This is a genomic window from Aliidiomarina sp. (genome assembly GCF_022565475.1).
GTDB lineage: Bacteria > Pseudomonadota > Gammaproteobacteria > Enterobacterales > Alteromonadaceae > Aliidiomarina.
Genome location: NZ_JAIUMR010000002.1, coordinates 86,277 through 105,771 on the forward strand (window position 1 = coordinate 86,277; position 19,495 = coordinate 105,771).

Annotated in this window: 17 protein-coding genes; 15 read left to right on the forward strand and 2 right to left on the reverse strand. The window is 50.5% G+C overall.

Annotation, left to right across the window (positions count from 1 at the left end; genetic code table 11):
- Window positions 1-121 precede the first annotated feature (121 nt).
- From LAT77_RS02160 to LAT77_RS02205, 10 genes are all read left to right on the forward strand, one after another.
- On the forward strand, window positions 122-1,048 hold the full coding sequence (locus LAT77_RS02160) for a virulence factor BrkB family protein (protein ID WP_290562903.1): 927 nt from the start codon (window positions 122-124) through the stop codon (window positions 1,046-1,048).
- Window positions 1,049-1,060: 12 nt separating this feature from the next.
- Window positions 1,061-1,498, forward strand: a complete 438-nt coding sequence (gene dtd / locus LAT77_RS02165; RefSeq protein WP_290562904.1) for a D-aminoacyl-tRNA deacylase — start codon at window positions 1,061-1,063, stop codon at window positions 1,496-1,498.
- Between the two features lie 135 nt (window positions 1,499-1,633).
- The gene (locus LAT77_RS02170; protein WP_290562905.1) at window positions 1,634-1,849 is read left to right on the forward strand and encodes a DUF2061 domain-containing protein; all 216 of its coding nucleotides are present in this window, start codon (window positions 1,634-1,636) and stop codon (window positions 1,847-1,849) included.
- Window positions 1,850-1,873: 24 nt separating this feature from the next.
- Window positions 1,874-2,677 carry an SDR family NAD(P)-dependent oxidoreductase gene (locus LAT77_RS02175; protein WP_290562906.1) on the forward strand — a complete coding sequence of 268 codons (804 nt, stop codon included), beginning with the start codon at window positions 1,874-1,876 and terminating at the stop codon, window positions 2,675-2,677.
- 145 nt (window positions 2,678-2,822) lie between these two features.
- Window positions 2,823-3,131, forward strand: coding sequence for a YqaE/Pmp3 family membrane protein (locus LAT77_RS02180; protein ID WP_290562907.1), 309 nt, complete (start codon window positions 2,823-2,825; stop codon window positions 3,129-3,131).
- 120 nt (window positions 3,132-3,251) lie between these two features.
- Window positions 3,252-4,424: an efflux RND transporter periplasmic adaptor subunit gene (locus tag LAT77_RS02185; protein WP_290562908.1), complete on the forward strand. Its 1,173-nt coding sequence runs from the start codon at window positions 3,252-3,254 to the stop codon at window positions 4,422-4,424.
- The gene (locus tag LAT77_RS02190) at window positions 4,421-7,558 is read left to right on the forward strand and encodes an efflux RND transporter permease subunit (protein ID WP_290562909.1); all 3,138 of its coding nucleotides are present in this window, start codon (window positions 4,421-4,423) and stop codon (window positions 7,556-7,558) included. The genes LAT77_RS02185 and LAT77_RS02190 overlap by 4 nt, the downstream gene beginning before the upstream one ends.
- 107 nt (window positions 7,559-7,665) lie before the next feature.
- Entirely contained in the window at window positions 7,666-7,926 is a 261-nt protein-coding gene (locus LAT77_RS02195; protein WP_290562910.1) for a DUF3081 family protein, read from the forward strand.
- Window positions 7,927-8,101: 175 nt separating this feature from the next.
- Window positions 8,102-8,755, forward strand: a complete 654-nt coding sequence (locus LAT77_RS02200) for a hemolysin III family protein (protein ID WP_290562911.1) — start codon at window positions 8,102-8,104, stop codon at window positions 8,753-8,755.
- 215 nt (window positions 8,756-8,970) lie between these two features.
- Entirely contained in the window at window positions 8,971-10,467 is a 1,497-nt protein-coding gene (locus tag LAT77_RS02205) for a diguanylate cyclase (RefSeq protein ID WP_290563123.1), read from the forward strand.
- A gap of 94 nt (window positions 10,468-10,561) precedes the next feature.
- Here LAT77_RS02205 and typA read toward each other — a convergent pair whose 3' ends face one another.
- Together typA and LAT77_RS02215 are read right to left on the reverse strand one after the other, a co-directional pair.
- The gene (typA, locus tag LAT77_RS02210) at window positions 10,562-12,397 is read right to left on the reverse strand and encodes a translational GTPase TypA (protein ID WP_290562912.1); all 1,836 of its coding nucleotides are present in this window, start codon (window positions 12,395-12,397) and stop codon (window positions 10,562-10,564) included.
- 143 nt (window positions 12,398-12,540) lie between these two features.
- Window positions 12,541-13,593: a sensor domain-containing diguanylate cyclase gene (locus tag LAT77_RS02215; protein WP_290562913.1), complete on the reverse strand. Its 1,053-nt coding sequence runs from the start codon at window positions 13,591-13,593 to the stop codon at window positions 12,541-12,543.
- A gap of 147 nt (window positions 13,594-13,740) precedes the next feature.
- On the opposite strand from LAT77_RS02215, the gene LAT77_RS02220 reads away from it, so the two are divergent.
- The 5 genes from LAT77_RS02220 (at window position 13,741) to LAT77_RS02240 (ending at window position 19,493) form a co-directional block, all read left to right on the forward strand.
- Window positions 13,741-14,409 carry a DsbA family protein gene (locus LAT77_RS02220; protein ID WP_290562914.1) on the forward strand — a complete coding sequence of 223 codons (669 nt, stop codon included), beginning with the start codon at window positions 13,741-13,743 and terminating at the stop codon, window positions 14,407-14,409.
- A gap of 249 nt (window positions 14,410-14,658) precedes the next feature.
- On the forward strand, window positions 14,659-16,068 hold the full coding sequence (glnA, locus tag LAT77_RS02225) for a glutamate--ammonia ligase (RefSeq protein WP_290562915.1): 1,410 nt from the start codon (window positions 14,659-14,661) through the stop codon (window positions 16,066-16,068).
- Window positions 16,069-16,226: 158 nt separating this feature from the next.
- Window positions 16,227-17,309 (forward strand): nitrogen regulation protein NR(II), encoded by a 1,083-nt coding sequence (gene glnL, locus LAT77_RS02230; RefSeq protein ID WP_290562916.1) that lies wholly within the window; start codon window positions 16,227-16,229, stop codon window positions 17,307-17,309.
- Window positions 17,306-18,706: a nitrogen regulation protein NR(I) gene (gene ntrC / locus LAT77_RS02235; RefSeq protein ID WP_290562917.1), complete on the forward strand. Its 1,401-nt coding sequence runs from the start codon at window positions 17,306-17,308 to the stop codon at window positions 18,704-18,706. The genes glnL and ntrC overlap by 4 nt, the downstream gene beginning before the upstream one ends.
- A gap of 91 nt (window positions 18,707-18,797) precedes the next feature.
- A complete protein-coding gene (locus LAT77_RS02240; RefSeq protein WP_290562918.1) occupies window positions 18,798-19,493 on the forward strand; it encodes a response regulator transcription factor in 696 nt (231 codons plus the stop codon).
- Window positions 19,494-19,495 lie beyond the last annotated feature (2 nt).

Here is a 19,495-nt window from a genome sequence, read left to right on the forward strand (position 1 = left end):
ACGAGGTTAAATCAGCAAGCGCGGAGAAGCAAGTGACGACCATGTGACATCCTGTACGACTTGTCGTAATCTGTGACTACTGCCACAATGGCTGAATGAAAAGTGAATCGGTCAGGAGCTTATGAAACCACTCGCAGCGTTTAAAAACATTGATTGGCACGGCATCAAGCAACGTCTGCCTGGGCAGCTTCAATGCGCCGTCAAGTTTCTCAAGCACTTTATCCAACGCTGCGCTCAAGACCGAATCAACATCATGGCCGGTCATTTGACCTACGTCAGTTTATTGTCTCTCGTACCCTTGGTGGCGGTTATTTTTGCCATGTTTGCTGCGTTTCCCATGTTCGAAGAGATGCGTCGAAGTGTTGAAGAAGCCATTTTGGCCAATCTCATTCCGACCAGTGGCGAGGCTATTCAAGAATACTTAAATCGTTTCGTTGGTAACGCAAATCAAATGACTGCGATTGGTGCCGTGTTCCTGTTTGTCGTCGCCATCATGATGATCAATGCGATCGACAAGGCCATGAATACGATATGGCGAACGCACAACAAGCGGCGCCTGATCATCAGCTTAGCCATCTATTGGATGGTGATTACTCTTGGCCCACTGTTAGTCGGCTCCGGTATTGGTCTAAGTTCCTATTTACTCTCAGTTACCGCGTTTGCCGACGAATATGTGGGTGGTATCCGCAATACCATGTTAGCCATGTTTCCGTTTTTCATGAGCTTGATGGCGTTCATGCTGCTGTACGTTATGGTTCCGAATAAGGTCGTGCGCTTTCGCCACGCAATTTGGGGCGCCGCCGTAGCGGCTTTATTGTTCGAGTTAGCGAAACGTGGCTTCGCTCTGTATCTCCAGTATTTCCCATCGTACGAGCTTATATATGGCGCGATGGCGACCATCCCAATTTTAATTGTGTGGATTTATCTGTCGTGGAACATCATTCTGATTGGCGCTGAGTTGAGCGTGTCGATTGAAGAGTTCTTTGACAATGAATCGGAAGAAATTCCACCGGAAGAACTCGAGAAAGACGTCAAAGTAAATTCATAAATAGGTTTTAACATGATAGGTCTAATTCAGCGGGTGCGTTCCGCCCGCGTTGAGGTGACTGGCGAAACCGTTGGTGCCATAGAACAGGGTATTTTGGTCTTGCTTGGGGTCGAGCGCGACGACAACGAAGGGAAAGCCCAACAACTCGCCAAACGGATTGCGAGCTATCGGATTTTTGCCGACAGCGAGGATAAAATGAACCTCGATGTGCGCGACGTGGCCGGCTCGGTGTTGGTGGTGTCGCAATTCACGTTAGCCGCAGATACGCGCAAAGGCCGTCGGCCGAGCTTTTCCTCTGCAGGCACGCCCGCACTTGCTGAACATCTTTACGAAGTATTTTGCCAAGCGTTAGTGGCAGAGGGCGTGCCGGTGGCGACCGGCCGCTTTGCTGCGGACATGCAAGTGCACCTTGTTAATGACGGCCCCGTCACCTTCAGTTTGCAGGTTTAACTGCATAGCTCAATTTTCGAACACTCCGTTTGCCGCAATCGATTTTCCTCGCTGGCAAGTTTAGTTGAGAATCATTATCGTTTATTCAACTGCGAACGCGCTTGTAGTGCAGAAACTCGCTGAGGAGAGAACGAAATGAAAAAGACATTTACTTTCGCTGTTGTGCATTTTGCCGTGGCCTTCACGGTCACTTATTTGCTGACAGGAAGCTGGGTGCTGGGTGGACTGATCGCTTTAATTGAGCCGGCCGTAAATACCGTTGCATACTTCTTCCACGAGAAGGCTTGGGACTATTTCGGTGCGAAAAAGTCGTCTGCTGCAGATTCAACTGACCAAGTGCTGAGCGTGTGATATGTCCTTAGAGTGGTTATTTGAATGGGTAATGGAGCGGTCGCGCAACAAAAAACGAGAAGACATCTGGTTGCCGTTTTTGGTGCCGGAGGAGGACTCGGTCGAGCCTTAATTCGCGAGTTGCTGCGCCGCGATCCGGCGCTGGAAGTGCTGGCGGTGAGCCGGCAGTCGAGGCCTGAGGTCGGCTCGGCAAGCGACATCGACGAGCGCGTTCATTGGTATACGCTCGCCCATGCAGAGAATGATGCGAGTACCCTCAGCGCCTATCAGCAAGTGTGTGCCGATTGGCAGCAACAAGGCTTGGCTTTGACGGGCGTTATTTCCACCATCGGCTGGCTGCATCGCCACACCGCCGACGGCCAAGACTGGCAGCCCGAACGCCGCATTGAACAACTTTCCGCTGAACAACTACAAGCCTATTTTTTTACCAACGCAACGTTACCCGCCATGTTGCTACAATACGTGAAACCACTGTGGGCGAAACAAACAGCCACGTATTTTGTTCAGCTCGGTGCCAAAGTGGGCAGCATCAGCGACAACCACCTCGGCGGCTGGTACGGGTACCGGGCGTCGAAAGCGGCCTTGAATATGCTCTTCAAGACTGCCGCCATCGAATTTAAGCGTACCCATAAACAGCTCACACTGGCCGTGATTCATCCCGGCACCACAGATACAGAACTATCCAAGCCGTTCCAACAACGACTGCCTGCAGACAAGCTTTACAGCGCAGAGCTGTCCGCGACCCGCATCCTTGATGTCGTAGCTAACCTCAGCCCGGAACACAGCGGCGCCTTTTACTTCTGGGATGGAAATACAATACCCTATTAATATCAATAGTTTATAATTCCGGCTCGGAGCCGCAATTGTTTTGCATTCTGGCTCGGAGCCGGAATGCAGCAGTTCTTGCCAGCGCGGCAATCTTGCGCCATGCTTATGCCTGACCCGAAAAATCAAACAACAAGTGGGAATTTTTATGCCTTACCTATTAGCGGTGGTGCTGCCACCGGTCGCGGTTTTCCTTTCTGGTGCCCGCAAACAAATGTACCTAAGTCTGTTATTGTTCTTGGTCGCTTTGTATTTACTAAAAGTCGCGGGAACAGGAAATTATCCAGGCGCATACGCGGCTGGGCCGGTTTTATGGGTGGCGGCGATTATCCATGCGTTCATTTTAACGCACCGCAAATTCCAGCAACAATCGGGGATGCGTCATCCTCATCGCGGTTCGTGGAGTCAGTCGCAAGGGAAAGAACGCACTGAGGACGACGAGAATCCAAAAGTCTAAACTTGTCATTGGGCCCCTAACTCCTCCTTTCAGTGCAGTAAAGTAAATGTAAATGCACCTGCCGATGGGAAAATAACCAAGTACTCTTTACAATCGTAAAGATACACATGCGGAGGCCCTATGCGCATACAACCGATTCATATTGCGAAGCACAACGTGAAAGCATTGCTCGCACCGGCCACGGTGTTGGCTGCAGCAATGCTGTTAAGCGCGTGCTCGGATTCCAACGCGGCACTGGATGAGAATGCCCCAGAGGGACCGCGTCATCGCGTGCTCGTGACTGAGGTCACAGCGCAAACCATTCAACTTGAACGTTCGTTCGGCGCACGTACCGAAGGCTCCATGGTTGCCGAAGTTCGCGCCCGAGTGGGCGGTGTGCTTGAGCAGCGTCACTTTAACGAAGGCCAGTTTCTCGAGAAAGGCACGGTCATGTTCTCTATCGAACGTGCTCCGTATGAAGTGGAGCTGCAAAAAGCGCAGGCCGAAGTGACCAGTGCCGAAGCCATTTATAATGAAGCGCGCCGGGACTGGGCGCGAGTCGAAAACCTTTTTGTTGACGGTGCGATTAGTGCGCGTGAACGTGACCAAACGCAATCTCGCCTCGAGTCTGCAGAAGCGGATGTGGTGTCAGCGAAAGCAACCCTGGAAGAAATGAAGTTGCGCATGAGCTACACCGAAATTAAAGCGCCGATTAGTGGCGTGGCCAGTCGTGAGTCGATTTCTGCGGGTAACTTAATTCGTGAAAACGATGCGTTGGCAACCATCGTCGGTCTTGACCCGATTTATGTTCATTTCAACGTTAATGAGAGCGACATCGCCGCTCGTTACTTACTTCAACAAGTCGCCGTGACCACTCCGGAAGCGGGCGCTGAACAGGGACCTGAAGCAAGCTTGCGTTTTTCCGATGGTCGTGAGCATCCAGTTGCCGGCTATATTGATTATGTCAGTCGGATTGTCGATCGCGAAAGCGGCAGCATTGAAGCGCGTGCGGTGATTCCAAATCCGGACATGACGTTGTTACCCGGCCAGTGGGTGCGCGTGCAGTTACCCAATATCGAAGTGCCGTATGCGATTACCGTGCCGCAACGGGCGATTATCCAGTCCGGACGTCAATCGATTGTTTATATCGTCGATAACCAGAATATCGTGCAGGTTCGAGAAGTCACACTTGGGGTTCGGGTCGGTAATGAGCAGCTGATTGAGCAAGGTCTCGCCAGTGGCGATCGTGTGATTGTCGAGGGTTTGTCAATGTTACAGCCAGGAACCCAGGTTAACGTGGAGATTACTGAATGATTGCACGGACGTTTATCGAACGGCCAGTGCTCGCATCAGTGTTATCCATTCTGATTGTGATCGCGGGCCTGATGTCATTACGGATGTTGCCCATCCAGCAGTATCCACAAATCGTGCCACCGCAAGTGGTGATCAGCGCCAGTTACTCGGGTGCTACGGCGGAAGCCGCTTCGCAGGCCGTTGCTGCGCCGTTAGAGCTGTACATTAATGGTGTTGAAAACATGCTCTACATGACGTCGTCGGCAGATGACAGCGGCGGCGTTAGCATTACTGTGGTCTTTGACGTCGGTACCGATGTCGACCAAGCCGCGATTGACGTCGAAGCGCAAGTTCAGCGCGCGTATTCACGTTTGCCAGAAGAAGTGCAACGCAATGGCGTGCAGATTCGTAAACAGTCCAGTGCGATTCTAAAAATCGTTTCGTTAAGCTCACCCGACGGCAGTCGCGATTCGTTATTCCTGAACAACTACGCAACCTTGACCGTACAAGATGAATTGAGCCGGATTAATGGCGTGGCGCAAGTTACTTTCTTTGGTTCGAAAACTTATTCGATGCGGATTTGGTTGCGTCCTGATCAACTGGCAGATTATGGCCTTACACCGGCGGATGTGAGCAGCGCGGTACGTGAACAAAACGCCATGTTTGCCGCAGGACGTTTTGGTGACGCACCTAACCCGAATAACCCGCAAGAGCTGACCTTACCGATTGGAACTGAAGGTCGCTTTTCTAGTGTTGAGCAGTTTGAAGAGATTATTCTGCGCAGCGATCCAGGTGGCTCAGTCGTGCGCTTGCGCGATGTGGCGCGGGTTGAGCTCGGTGCCAGTAACTATGACTTTGACGCCGTGCAAAATGGCGAAACCGTGGTGCCGATGGGGATTTTCTTACGCCCCGGCGCGAATGCCTTAGAAGTTTCCGAAGAAGTTGACCGCGTTATGGCGCGGATGAGTCAAAGCTTCCCGACTGGCGTGGATTACTCGATTTCGTTTGACACCACCGACTTTGTCAAAGTGTCAATTCAACAGGTGGTTTTCACCCTGTTCCAAGCACTGATCTTAGTCATGGCGGTGATTTACTTATTCTTACAGCGCTGGCGGGCCGCATTAATCCCACTGCTGTCGATTCCGGTGGCATTAATCGGTGCTTTTGCCGGTATGTTTGTTTTCGGCTTCTCTGTTAACTTACTGACCCTGTTAGCCATGGTCCTGGCCATCGGTATCGTCGTTGATGATGCCATTGTCGTTTTGGAAAATGTGGAGCGACTCATCAAAGAACGTGGTTTAACGGCGAAAGAGGCCGCCATTGAAGCCATGAAAGAGGTTTCGACACCGATTGTCACCATGGTCTTGGTCTTGGCTGCCGTGTTTATTCCGGTCGCGTTCTTGGGTGGTTTAGCCGGTGTGATGTACCAGCAGTTTGCCTTGACCATTGCGGTGTCGGTCATTTTGTCTGGTTTTGTCGCACTCACCTTGTCGCCGGCTTTGTGCGCGCAGATTCTGCAAGAGAAACCCGCAAAGCCGCCACTGTTGCTGCAAAAATTTAATGTGTTCTTCGACCGCATGACGCAACGTTATACCGATGGTGTGCGTTTTATGTTGAAACGCACCGCCATGGCGAGCGCAGTGTTTGTCGCCATCGTGTTGTCAGCGTGGGGCGCATTCTCAATCCTTCCAGGTGGGTTAGTACCCGATGAAGACCAAGGTTATGTGTTGGTCTCACATCGTTTACCGGAAGGCGCGTCGCTCGATCGGACAAGCGAATTTTCTTTAGATTGGAATGCTGAGTTGCGCGACATGACCGGTGTGGCTAATACCCTGACCTTTATGGGCTACGACATGGTCAATGGCGGTCGCAAACCTAATGTTGGTGCAAGTTTCGTCACCTTGGACCATTGGGACGACCGCAACCTGCGTCGCAATAGTGCGCAAGCGTTCGCGACTCAGGTCAATGAAGCCGGTCAAGCGCATGCGCAAGCAAATATCAGTGCGTTTAATCCACCACCCATTTCTGGGATTTCGACCACAGGTGGTTTGGAAGCCTATCTCGTCGCAATCATGGACGGCGACACGGAAAACTTAGTCGCACGTCTGACCACGGTGATTGATAAAGCGAACGAGCGTCCTGAATTACAGAACGTACGCACCACCTTGAATCTCGACATTCCCCGTTATACGGCCTATGTGGATCGTGAGCGGGCGAAATCGATCGGTGTACCCATCGACCAGATCTTCGCGGCAATGCGTGCAACCTTTGGTCGCCAGAATATTAATGACTTTAATTACCTTGGGCGGGCATGGCGAGTGTATATGATGGCGGAGTCCTCTTATCGTGAGGGGCCGCATAATCTCGCCGATGTGTTCGTCCGTGCTGGCAGCGGCGACATGATCCCGTTGAATGCAGTGGTTCGCGTTGAACGCACCACCGGGCCTGACGAAGTGCATCGCTATAATAACCGCCCAGCGGCGCGACTGCTGGCCGACCCTGCACCGGGTTATTCCAGTGGCCAAGCCATGCTGGCGTTTGAAGCAGTGGTCAATGAACTCGTAAGTGCCGACCAAGACTATCAACTGTTCTGGACCGGTGCGTCACAGCAGGAGCGCTCCTCCGGCAATGCCGCTGGGCTCGCGTTTGGCTTCGCTATTCTGATGGTCTTCCTGTTGCTAGCCGCGCAATACGAACGTTGGACCTTGCCGATCGCGGTGCTGACAGCAATTCCATTTGCCGTGTTTGGTGCCGTAGCCGCGACTTGGCTTACCGGCTTACAGAACAATATCTACTTCCAAGTTGGCTTACTGGTATTAATTGGCTTGTCGGCGAAGAACGCGATTCTCATTGTTGAGTTCGCTGTGATCAATCGAAAGCGTGGCATGAGTGTGGTGGCCTCCACACTAACCGCGTGCCGTCAGCGCTTCCGGCCCATTCTGATGACGTCCCTAGCGTTTATTTTGGGGGCGTTACCCTTAGTGTTTACGTCCGGTGCTGGCGCCGCAGCACGACAAGCCGTCGGCGTCACCGTGGTCGGTGGTATGCTGGTGGCGACGTTTGTGTCCATTTTCTTTGTCCCTGTGTTTTATCAATGGATAGAGAAGCGCGCTTTAGCGCGGACCGTGAAGAAACGCCGGAATCGGCCTGTTTAAGGACAGCAAGGAAAACCAACGCCAGCAAATATAGCTGGCGTTTTTCTTGCGAAACTAACAACTTAGTGCCATAACTGAAGACACTCGCAGTACATTGAGGAGGCGCTATGAAAAATGAATTAAGCATTCGCACCGTACTTTCGGTGTATGAGAAAATTATCGATCACGGTGAAGTGGTGGATGAGCGTCACGTGCTGGAAGGGATAACGGCCTACACCGATCATGATGGTTATACCGTCTATTTAGAAGGCCAGCGCGTGAAACTGTGGACTGGGTTTCATAACACTTATCATCTGGATTATGAGTCTGAGCGTGATGCTGAAAACTTTATGAAAAAACTGAATTACATCGACAACAACTACGATTAACGTTAAACAAGAGCCGTCTGAACTCGTCGGCTCTTGTCTTGTCGCAAGAATAGAGCTTTCTACTCGAAGAAAATCAAGCCGCATCAAATCTGTAGCAAAAACTTGATATTTAAGCGTACACATGTACGCTGAGATATGTTTTAATGATTCCAAGTAACTGGTCAGAGGTGTTTTTATGAGTTCAACGAAAGCAAAATACTCACTTGGAGAAGAAATAGCCCACTCAGTCAGCCACGGTATTGGCGCGGTTCTTGGCGTTGTCGGCTTGATCGTGATGCTCTGGCTTGCCTTCGAGTACGGCGACGTTTGGCATGTGGTCAGCGTGTCGATTTACGGCGCCTCAATGATACTCCTTTATTCCGCCTCGACGCTCTATCACGCAATTACAAACCCGCGGGCGAAACGGTTTTTCCAACTCATGGATCACGCCGCTATCTTCTTGCTTATCGCCGGTACCTATACGCCGTTTCTATTGGTGAACTTGCGCGGGCCATGGGGCTGGACGCTATTCATTATCATTTGGAGTATCGCACTTGGCGGTGTGCTATTAGAAATTCTCAAAAAAGAGCGAATCAAGTGGTTATCCCTCTCTTTGTATTTAGGTCTCGGCTGGATGGCTCTCGTGGCGATTAAACCCATGCTGGAACTGGTCAACACCACGGGCTTACTACTTTTACTTGCCGGCGGCTTATTGTATTCGCTGGGGGTGATTTTTTATGTGCGTAAGCAAATGGTGTATCACCATGCAATTTGGCATGTGTTTGTCTTAGCGGCCAGCATTGCGCACTATTTTGCCGTGATTTATGGCGTAATCCTACCCAGCAATTAAGTTGGGTAAGTCGCTTTCAAGCACTTTTCCGTAATTAACTCTGTAATTTCATTTCCTCGGTGCCTACAATAAGCAGTTGTTAATATATGATATTTACTGGGTGATCTTTGTTCAAGTTGGTTTATAACGAAATCCAGCCAACCCGCTGGTTACCGGTAGCGGTAGCTAGCGCGGTAATTTTCGCTGTTTTATCGGCCAGTTTCCTGTACACCGTGGTGCGTGAAACCGAGCACTTTGCTCGGCATCAGCACGATCACTATGAGCAAAGTTTTACATCCCATATTCAAGCAACAGCAACTTTGTCGGATACAGTATTTCATTCCCTTATTAACCAGCCCATCATTTATCAATTGATGCGCCAAGCTAATAGTGAAGATAGTGCTACGCAAAACGCTGCTCGACAAGAATTACACAGCACACTTGGGCCAGCTTACCAAGCACTAAAAGCAGCAGATATTCAGCAGTTACATTTTCACTTACCTAATAACCACAGCTTTTTGCGCTTTCATCGACCTGAATTGTTTGGTGATGATTTAACCCCGGTAAGGCCTTCAGTTGTTTATGCTAACAATAGATTAAAGCCATTTCATGGGTTTGAAGAGGGGCGTATTTTTAATGGCTATCGCCATGTTTACCCATTGCTTGATAATGGTGAACATCTTGGCAGTGTAGAAATATCTAATTCATTATTAAGCTTTAAGCGGGTCTTTCAACGCAACATGGAAAGTGAAGTCGATTTTTTGCTGTATGAGAACGTGGTGGCAAACACGGTTTTTGCTCAAGAGCAGGGTAATTATGCAACTCATCCACTCCACCCAAACTTAGTGATACAGAATGAACTTGCAAATTACAGTGGCGAATTTCAGCGCGTAACGCCAACAGAAAAAGCAATAATTATTGAGAAACTGAGTAAACGAGCATCAGTGGTTAATGCTATAGAGCGGCAACAATCCTTTTTTACAGTGATTCGGCTGGGGCTAATGAGCTATTCAGTGCAACTATCTCCGCTCCTTAGCGAGTCATCTGAGAAACCCGTGGGCGTGGTATTGAAGATAAGCCCATACCGTTTTTTCAGCGAAGCTTGGCCGCGATACTTAATTCAGTTGGTATTATTTTTTATTGTAGCCGCGGTGTTCGCGGCGGTACTAATGCGTCAACGTCGCCTCTATAAAGAAGCTAAATTTTGGGCGCAGCATGATAGCTTAACAGGTTTATTTAACCGCTCATATTTCAGCGTGCTAGCCAAAAAACGGCTGCAGGAAAATACCGAGGCTCGGGTAAAAATTACCGAAAAGCGCAACTCACCCAGCTGGCATACACGAGACTACACCCTGTTAATGCTTGATATCGACCGATTTAAGGCAGTCAACGATCAGTATGGTCATGATACTGGTGATGTCGCTTTGGAGCTCGTGGCTGAGTGTCTGCGTGACTCGCTCAGTTCAGGAGAGTTATATTGCCGCTGGGGCGGTGAAGAATTTATGATATTGGTACGAGGCGATTCTGAGCAGGCGCAAGCAAAGGCGAACGCATTGCGCTTACATATTCAGGAGGAGAGCGACCAAAGCAGCAAAGTGCCAAAAATTACGGTAAGTATTGGGTTAGCCGCGGTACAGTTTTTATCGGATTGGGAAGGGGCGTTAAAGCGCGCCGATGTAGCGTTATATAAAGCCAAGGCTAATGGGCGCAACCAAGTGGTCATTAGCGAGTAAATGCTGTTGCTCAGCTAATAGCCATCTGTTCTGCCAATTTTGGCAACAAAAAAGCCCTACTTCACAGTAGGGCTTTTGCGTGAGAGGCGGAGTATTACTCAGCGCTTTCAGACTCACGAGAAGCGCGCTTACGCTCGTTCTCGGTCAAAAGTTTCTTCCGCACACGAATGGACTTCGGAGTGACTTCAACCAGCTCATCGTTATCAATGAACTCAAGCGCACGCTCAAGACTCATCTTAATTGGCGGGGTCAAGGTTAACGCTTCGTCAGTACCTGCCGCACGGATGTTGGTCAGCTGCTTACCTTTCAAGCAGTTTACCGTCAAGTCGTTAGCTCGGTTGTGAATACCGATAATCTGACCTTCGTAGACTTCATCTGCGTGTGATGCGAACAAACGACCACGCTCTTGGAGGTTAAACAAGGCATAGGCCAATGCTTTACCTTGCGCATTGGAAATCAGTACGCCGTTAATTCGCTGACCGATTTTACCGCCTTTGTGTGGGCCGTAATGATCAAACGCGTGATACACCAAACCCGTACCTGAAGTGAGCGTCATAAACTCCGTTTGGAAACCGATTAAGCCACGGCTAGGCACCATGAAGTCGATACGCACGCGGCCTTTGCCGTCTGGTGACATGTCCGTCATTTCGGCTTTACGTAAACCTAAAGCTTCCATGACAGAGCCTTGATGCTGCTCTTCGATGTCGACGGTTAAGGTTTCGTACGGTTCCATTTTCTGGCCGTCTTCGTACTTAATGATAACTTCTGGGCGTGATACAGCTAACTCGAAGCCTTCACGACGCATGTTTTCAATCAGAACGCCTAAGTGCAGTTCACCACGTCCAGACACCCGGAACTTGTCTGGATCTGGCATTTCTTCAACGCGTAAGGCAACGTTGTGCACCAGTTCTTGCTGCAAACGCTCAAGAATTTGACGTGAGGTGACGTACTTACCTTCTTTACCAGCAAATGGTGAGGTGTTGACTTGGAAAGTCATCGTCACGGTTGGTTCATCAACGCTCAATGGCGGTAAAGCTTCATTGTGGCCAACCGCACAGATGGTGTCAGAAATTTTCAGCTCACCTAAACCGGTAATCGCGCAAATGTCGCCAGCGTGTGAAGAGTCAACTTCCATCCGGTCTAAGCCAAGGTAACCGAAGACCACGCCGATTTTACCGTTACGAGTTTTGCCGTCGGCTCCAACTACAGTGACTTGCTGGTTCGGCTTCACGGTGCCGCGACGAATGCGACCAATACCGATAACACCTAAGTAGCTTGAATAGTCTAATTGCGAAATCTGAAGCTGAAGTGGGCCGTCGATTTCAGCAACCGGTGGTGCAACTTCACGCACGATGGTTTCGAACAATGGCGTCATGTCGGTGCCATGAACTTCAGAATCCAACGACGCAAAACCGTTTAACGCCGACGCGTAAACGATTGGGAAATCGAGCTGTTTGTCGGTGGCACCAAGGTTGTCGAATAAATCAAAAACTTGGTCGACAACCCAGTCAACCCGCGCGCCAGGGCGGTCAACTTTGTTCACGACAAGAATCGGGTTCAAACCGTGAGCAAATGCTTTTTGCGTCACAAAACGCGTTTGTGGCATTGGACCGTCAACCGCGTCAACCAGCAACAATACAGAGTCTGCCATGGAAAGAACGCGCTCCACTTCGCCACCAAAGTCAGCGTGGCCAGGGGTATCAAGGATATTGATGTGGTAATCACCCCAGTTGATCGCTGTGTTTTTGGCAAGAATGGTAATACCGCGCTCGCGCTCAAGATCGTTAGAGTCCATGATACGCTCTTGCTGCTCGCCGCGGCTTTCAAGGGTGCCGCTTTGCTGCAGAAGCTTATCAACCAAGGTGGTTTTACCGTGGTCAACGTGGGCGATAATTGCGATATTGCGAATTTTCTCAATAGCTTTAGACATAAACCGTATTTGTAACCTGTAATGTAGGGCCGATTCGGCCATAGGGGGGCGGATTGTACGTGGTTTTTGGTGAATAAAAAAGCACCTCTTGTACAGCAGGTGCTAAATTTAACGATTCTGTAACCTTTAGTAAGGGCTCTAGCCTAGTTCGCTGCGCAAATAATCTGGTCACGTCCTTCGGTTTTGGCTTGGTAGAGTAAGTCATCCAGCTTTTTGAACGTCGATTTTGGTGACGTGGATGTATTTAATTCGATTAAGCCGGCGCTGAACGACAATTGAATGCGAGCTTTGGTAAACGATTTAGTCTTCAATTTTTCTTGGAAGCGTGTCACCACTTTTTGTGCCACAGCGATATCACTGCCGGGGAGAATAAACACGAACTCTTCGCCACCCCAACGTCCAATGAGGTCAGAGCTACGAAATTCGTGATTACAAAAGGCTGCAAACTCTTTTAACACTTCGTCGCCGACCAAGTGGCCGTGTTGGTCATTGACCGCTTTAAAAAAGTCCAAGTCGAGGAGTAATGCCGAGCTGGGTCGACGCATGCTTTGCATTAGGCTTAACTCATGCTGAAGCGCATGGGTGATTGCACGGCGATTGGCCAATTGCGTGAGCTCATCGGTGCTGGCTTCAATTTCGAGGAGTTTATGCGAGCGCTCTAAGTCTTTTAAGGTTTCCCGTTGTTCGGCGTTGATTTTCATCAACTCGAGCTGGTTCATCACTTGCCGTGCCAGTGTTTTCAGCGCTTTCTGTTGTTGTGCAGTTAGCTCTCGTGGCTGATAGTCGAGCACGCAAAAGGTCCCTAAAGGGAAGCCGTCAGAGCTTTCCAGCAAGGCACCGGCATAAAATCGCAAGTGCGGCTCGCCGGTGACAAGATCATAGTTCGCGAAACGTTCATCTTTCGTCATGTCTGGAACGACGAACAAACCGGGCTGCAAAATGGCATGTTTACACACGGAAACATCGAGCGCTGTTTCGCGGACGCCTAAACCAATTTCAGACTTAAACCACTGCCGATCCTTGTCGACAAAGTTAATCACAGCGATGGGCATCTCACAAATATAAGCACCCAGTTCCGCTAAGTCATCAAAGCATGGGTCGAAGTCGGTATCAAGAATATTGTAGCGATAGAGTGCCTCTAAGCGTTTCTCATCACTGACATCATAGCTTTTTACGGATGCAGTCTCGTCTCTCACGGGCGCCACCTTTTAAACTCTTCCTTGAACACATGCGTAGTTTCTATCACTATAGCAGTACTTAGTGAGAAAAGTGGTGACGAAACTGTACCTTTTTTTCACTTTTAATTTTTCTATTCGTTCGCGTTCGCTTTAAGGAATTCATTTATGTTGCTCATCCGCAACCTCAGCAAATTTACATTTATAGCGTTCATGTCGTTATTTCTAGCGGCGTGCTCCGAGGCACCGGTGCCGAGTGCAGAAAGCCCTGCAACGGGTTCGGTCGCTCCTGCGTATGCGGAAGGCACCTACTACCGTGTTCTCGCAGAGCCTGTTCAGCAAGACCAGCAAGAGCCGTTCATCGTCGAATATTTATGGGTGGGCTGTCCTGCGTGTCAAAACTTCGAGTCGATTATGCAGGGCGTGAAAGCTGCGCTCCCAGACGTGACTGTGGTGCGCCGTCATGGTGCATTTAATCAACGTTGGGCCTTCGATGGTGCCTTGTTTCATGCCATTCAGTCACTGACCGACCGTGATATAGCGACCGAAATGCTGGCGTTTTATGCAAGCCAAAATAATCAGCTGCCAGACCTCGACCAATTAACCGGGTTTATGGCGCGCCTTGGCTTAGACCCGAATGACGTGTTTGCGCAAGCCGACTCTGACGAGGTCGAGCAGATCTTACGCCAGACGCTGTCCGAGATGTCCACGAACGAAATTCAAGGTGTGCCGGCGGTGGTTGTGAATGGGCGTTATTTATTAGCGTCACCATTACCCAATGACATTCGTACGCAAGACGATTATAACGCGCTGATTGAATACTTATTGTCGCTTTAACCAGAACAACGAAAACGCACCATTGTGGTGCGTTTTCTTTTGCCAACGCACCAAAATAGTGCAGAATGCGCCAGATGTTTGTCCATAGCCACGCCAAATTGATGAAGATTAGATAAAAATAGCTACTTATCAAATAGTTACCTTTCTTGGCATGGGTATTGCTATTTCATAACCAGCAAATCTTAATTTTTGCGCCAGACTTAACGTCAGCGCACACTATGTTTACCGACAGCTACCGTGGAGGCACCCATGTCGATTCAGGCAATTATGGAACTTATCGAAGAAAATGAAGTTCGTTTTGTTGATCTCCGTTTTACCGATACCAAAGGTAAAGAGCAGCACGTGACCATTCCAGTTTCTCAGATCGACGAAGACTTCTTCGAAGACGGCAAAATGTTTGATGGCTCGTCCATCGCCGGTTGGAAAGGTATCAACGAGTCGGACATGGTGTTGCAACCTGACCTGAATACAGCGGTTATGGATCCGTTTTCAGAAATTCCAACGCTGATCATCCGTTGTTCCATTCTTGAGCCAGATTCACGCATGGGCTATGACCGTGACCCACGCTCGATTGCCCAGCGTGCCGAAGAATACCTCGCGTCAACGGGTCTTGCAGACACCGTATTGATGGGCCCAGAGCCAGAATTCTTTATGTTTGATGACGTTCGTTTCCATACCGATATGAGCGGCTCGTTCTATAAAATCGATGATATCGAAGCGAAATGGAACTCGGGTAAGAGCTACGAAGGCGGTAACAAAGGTCATCGCCCAGGCGTGAAAGGTGGTTACTTCCCAGTGCCGCCAGTTGACTCGTCACATGACATCCGCAGCGAAATGTGTGAAGTCATGGAAGAGATGGGTTTAGTCGTCGAAGCGCATCACCATGAGGTTGCGACTGCGGGTCAGAACGAAGTGGCGTGTAAATACAACACCCTGACCAACAAAGCCGACGAAATCCAGATTTTCAAATACGTGGTGCACAACGTTGCGCATGCCTATGGCAAGACCGCAACATTTATGCCGAAGCCACTGGTCGGTGATAACGGCTCTGGGATGCACGTACACATGTCACTGGCCAAAGACGGTAAGAACCTGTTTGCCGGCGACAAATACGGCGGCTTGTCTGAAACCGCACTCTACTACATTGGCGGTATTATTAAGCACGCACGTGCATTGAACGCATTTACCAACCCAGGAACAAACTCGTATAAACGTTTGGTGCCAGGCTTTGAAGCGCCGGTCATGTTGGCTTACTCAGCACGGAACCGTTCAGCGTCGATTCGGATTCCATTGGTTTCCAACCCGAAAGGTCGCCGCATTGAAGCGCGCTTCCCGGATCCACTCGCGAACCCTTACCTTGCGTTTACCGCATTGTTAATGGCTGGCTTGGACGGTATTCAGAATAAAATCCACCCTGGCGATGCCATGGACAAGGATTTGTACGACTTGCCACCGGAAGAAGCAAAAGAAATTCCAACCGTGGCAAGCTCACTCGACATGGCTTTAGACGCACTTGAAAAAGACCATGACTTCTTGACGGTTGGCGGTGTCATGAGCAAAGACATGATCGATGCTTATATCGCACTGAAACGCAAAGAAGTTGAGCGTTTAGCCATGACCGTGCACCCGATTGAGTTTGATATGTACTACTCAAGCTAAGTTTGGATAGCCCGGCCTCTCCCCGAGGCCGGGCTATTTCGGTGCAACAATTGCCATTTGCACCAAATTGGTGCAAACTACTGCAATCGGCAGACTGCACCCATTTGTAAGTATTCCACCCTGCCGTCGTAGTTCTCGATTCACCCAGAGGATGAGCCATGGCCCCAGCAATGTCCCCACAACTGACCGAAGCACTCGCTGATCAGCTCGTGACGGCGATTTTAGTACTCGATGGCCAACTCATAGTACGTTACGCGAATGCCGCGGCGGACGCGATTTTTGCCGCCAGTGCACGGCGCCTCGAAGGCACGCCGATCGATAGCCATCTGCGCTACAGCAGTTTTGATCTGGCCTTATTGCCTGGGGTGTTGCAGTCGCAGCAAACACTGTCCGACAGCGATGTGACTTGGGTTTTTCACGACGGTAAAAGCGTCAACGTCGAACTCACGGCCTCAGTGGCCGAAGTTCCGAGTCAGGGTTTATCGATTCTGCTGGAAATGCGCCAAATCGATTTAATTCGCCGCATTAATCAAGAACAAACACAACAACATCAACTCGCGGCTGCGCAGCAACTGGTGCGCGGTTTGGCTCATGAGATTAAAAACCCACTCGGTGGATTGCGCGGCGCGGCACAATTACTCGACGCCGAGCTACCAGAGTCACAACGCGAATTTACGCAATTGATCATGGCGCAGGCCGATCGTTTGCGAAACCTCGTTGACCGTTTGCTCGGGCCGAACCGGCCGAGTGAGCGGCGCCAGACCAACATTCATGAGGTGTTGGCACGTGTGCTTGATTTGATTCAACTTGAATGTCCGGCCAGTGTTCGCATTCGCAAAGACTACGACCCGAGCGTGCCGCCATTGTGGATTAGCCCAGAGCAAATCGAACAGGTCTTACTGAATTTGGTGAAGAACGCGCTGGAAGCAGTCGGAAGTGCGGGTGAAATCGTCGTGCGCACGCGGGTCAGTCACCAAGAAACCATTTACGGCACGCGATACCGACAATGCCTGTTGATTACCGTGCACGATGACGGTCCCGGGGTGCCCGCTGAGTTGCGTGACACCTTGTTTTATCCCCTAGTGACTGGCCGCGAGAATGGTTCAGGCCTCGGGCTTTCCATTGCCCAGTCGTTGGTGCATCAACATGCAGGTAAGATTGAAGTGAGTAGCCGTCCACAGTTGACCGAGTTCACCGTGTATTTACCCTATCAAGGTCCGGAAGTGGAGGAAACGTCATGAGCACCTATCAGGTCTGGATCGTTGACGATGACAGCTCTATTCGCTGGGTGCTAGAGCGCGCATTTAATGCCGCGAACGATTGGCAGCCGCGCGTGTTTTCGGACCCTGCGGCGTTTCTTGCAGCTTTGCAACCGGCATGTGCCGAACGTGCGCCAGACTTAGTGATTACCGACGTAAAAATGCCTGGCATCGACGGCATGCAGGTTTTGCAGCAATTACAGGAACGCTGGCCGGACTTACCAGTGATTGTCATGACTGCGCACTCGGATCTCGACAGTGCCGTGAAAGCCTTTAAGGGCGGGGCGTTCGAATATATTCCTAAGCCTTTCGACCTCAATGAAGTCCTTGCCATCGCTGGTCGGGCGGTCAAACTGAAACAGCAAGCGACCCAACCCGAGCCGATAGAACGTGGAAAAGACACTGGCATGATTGGCGAGTCGCCAGCCATGCAGGAAGTGTTCCGTGCCATTGGCCGCCTTTCCCGTTCATCCGTGACGGTTTTAATTACCGGTCAAACCGGCACTGGTAAAGAGCTTGTCGCGCGCGCTTTACACGATCATAGTCCGCGTGCGGAACAACCGTTTGTTGCGTTAAATATGGCAGCCATTCCGGGTGAGCTGATTGAGTCCGAGTTGTTTGGGCACGAAAAAGGTGCATTTACCGGTGCGCAAGCACGCCGACCGGGGCGTTTTCAACAAGCTAATGGTGGGACACTCTTTCTCGATGAAATTGGTGATATGCCGTTAGCGGTGCAAACGCGTTTGTTACGCGCATTGGCGGAAGGCCAGTTCTATCCGGTTGGCAGTCATCAGTTGGTGAGCGTCGACGTGCGCGTGATTGCAGCGACCCATATCGATTTGCGCAAAGCCATTGCTGAAGGCACGTTTCGTGAAGACTTGTATCACCGTCTCAACGTCATTCATTTGCGTTTGCCAACGTTGGCCGAGCGGCGCAGTGATATTGCCGCCTTGACGGAACATTTTTTAGCAAGCGCTGCCGAAGAATTGCAGATGTCACCCAAGCGGTTAACCGCAGACGCCTTGGCTCGACTTGAACAGGCGCAATGGCCAGGTAACGTGCGCCAACTTGAAAACGTGTGTCGCTGGCTGACGGTAATGGCCAGTGGCGATGTGGTCGATACGGATGAGTTGCCCGCCTTAACTTTTGCTGCCGACGACGAGCCGGTCACCGAGTGGCGTGACGGGCTTCGCCATGAATTACAGCAGGTCTTTGCCACCGATGCGGATTACGCTGAATTTGCGCAAGAGCTGGAACAGATCGCCATCGACGAGGCCCTCAAGATCACGTCAGGGCACCGCCAGCAAGCGGCGGCGAAGCTGGGTTGGGGGCGCAATACGCTGACCCGAAAGCTGGCTCGCAACAGCACCAAGGACTAGTCTTTACAATTGTAAAGAAGGTGCAAATGCACTCGCGCTGGAATGTAAAGACGCTAGATTGTTTGTACGACAACAGAAAAGGATACATCCCGTGGTACATATCTTACTCATTGATGACGATCGTGATTTGGGCAGCATGTTGACCGACGTGTTTTTACGCGAAGGTATTAAAGTGACCCATGTCGAAGACGGTAAAGCAGGGCTTGCGCGCGCAAGTTCCGAATCGTTTGCGCTCATCTTGCTGGATATTATGCTGCCGGAGATTGACGGTTTACAGGTACTCAAGCAACTCCGTCAGAGCGGGGTTGAGACCCCAGTTTTAATGTTGACCGCTCGCGGTGATGACGTTGACCGCGTCGTCGGTTTGGAGTTAGGTGCGGATGATTATCTGCCGAAACCTTTCTATCCGCGGGAGTTGATTGCCCGTGTCAAAGCACTGTTGCGTCGCAGCAAGAGCCAAGACAGTAAACCTGTGGTGGAGAAGCTTCGCTTTGCCGGCTTTGAGCTCGACGTCACCAATGCAACGGCGACCTGTGACGACGCCGAACTGACCTTAACACCGACGGAATTTGAGGTGCTGCGCCAATTGGTCATGCACCATGGTCAGCTCGTCACCAAAGAAATGCTGTCTGCGCAAGTGCTAGGCCGTCAACTGGGGCCGTTTGATCGCTCGCTAGACGTTCATATTAGTAATATCCGGAAGAAATTACCCACCCATCCAGACCGCATCCAAACCGTGCGTGGTCGCGGGTATCGCGTCATGGAACCTGAGCTGTTGGAATCGTAAAT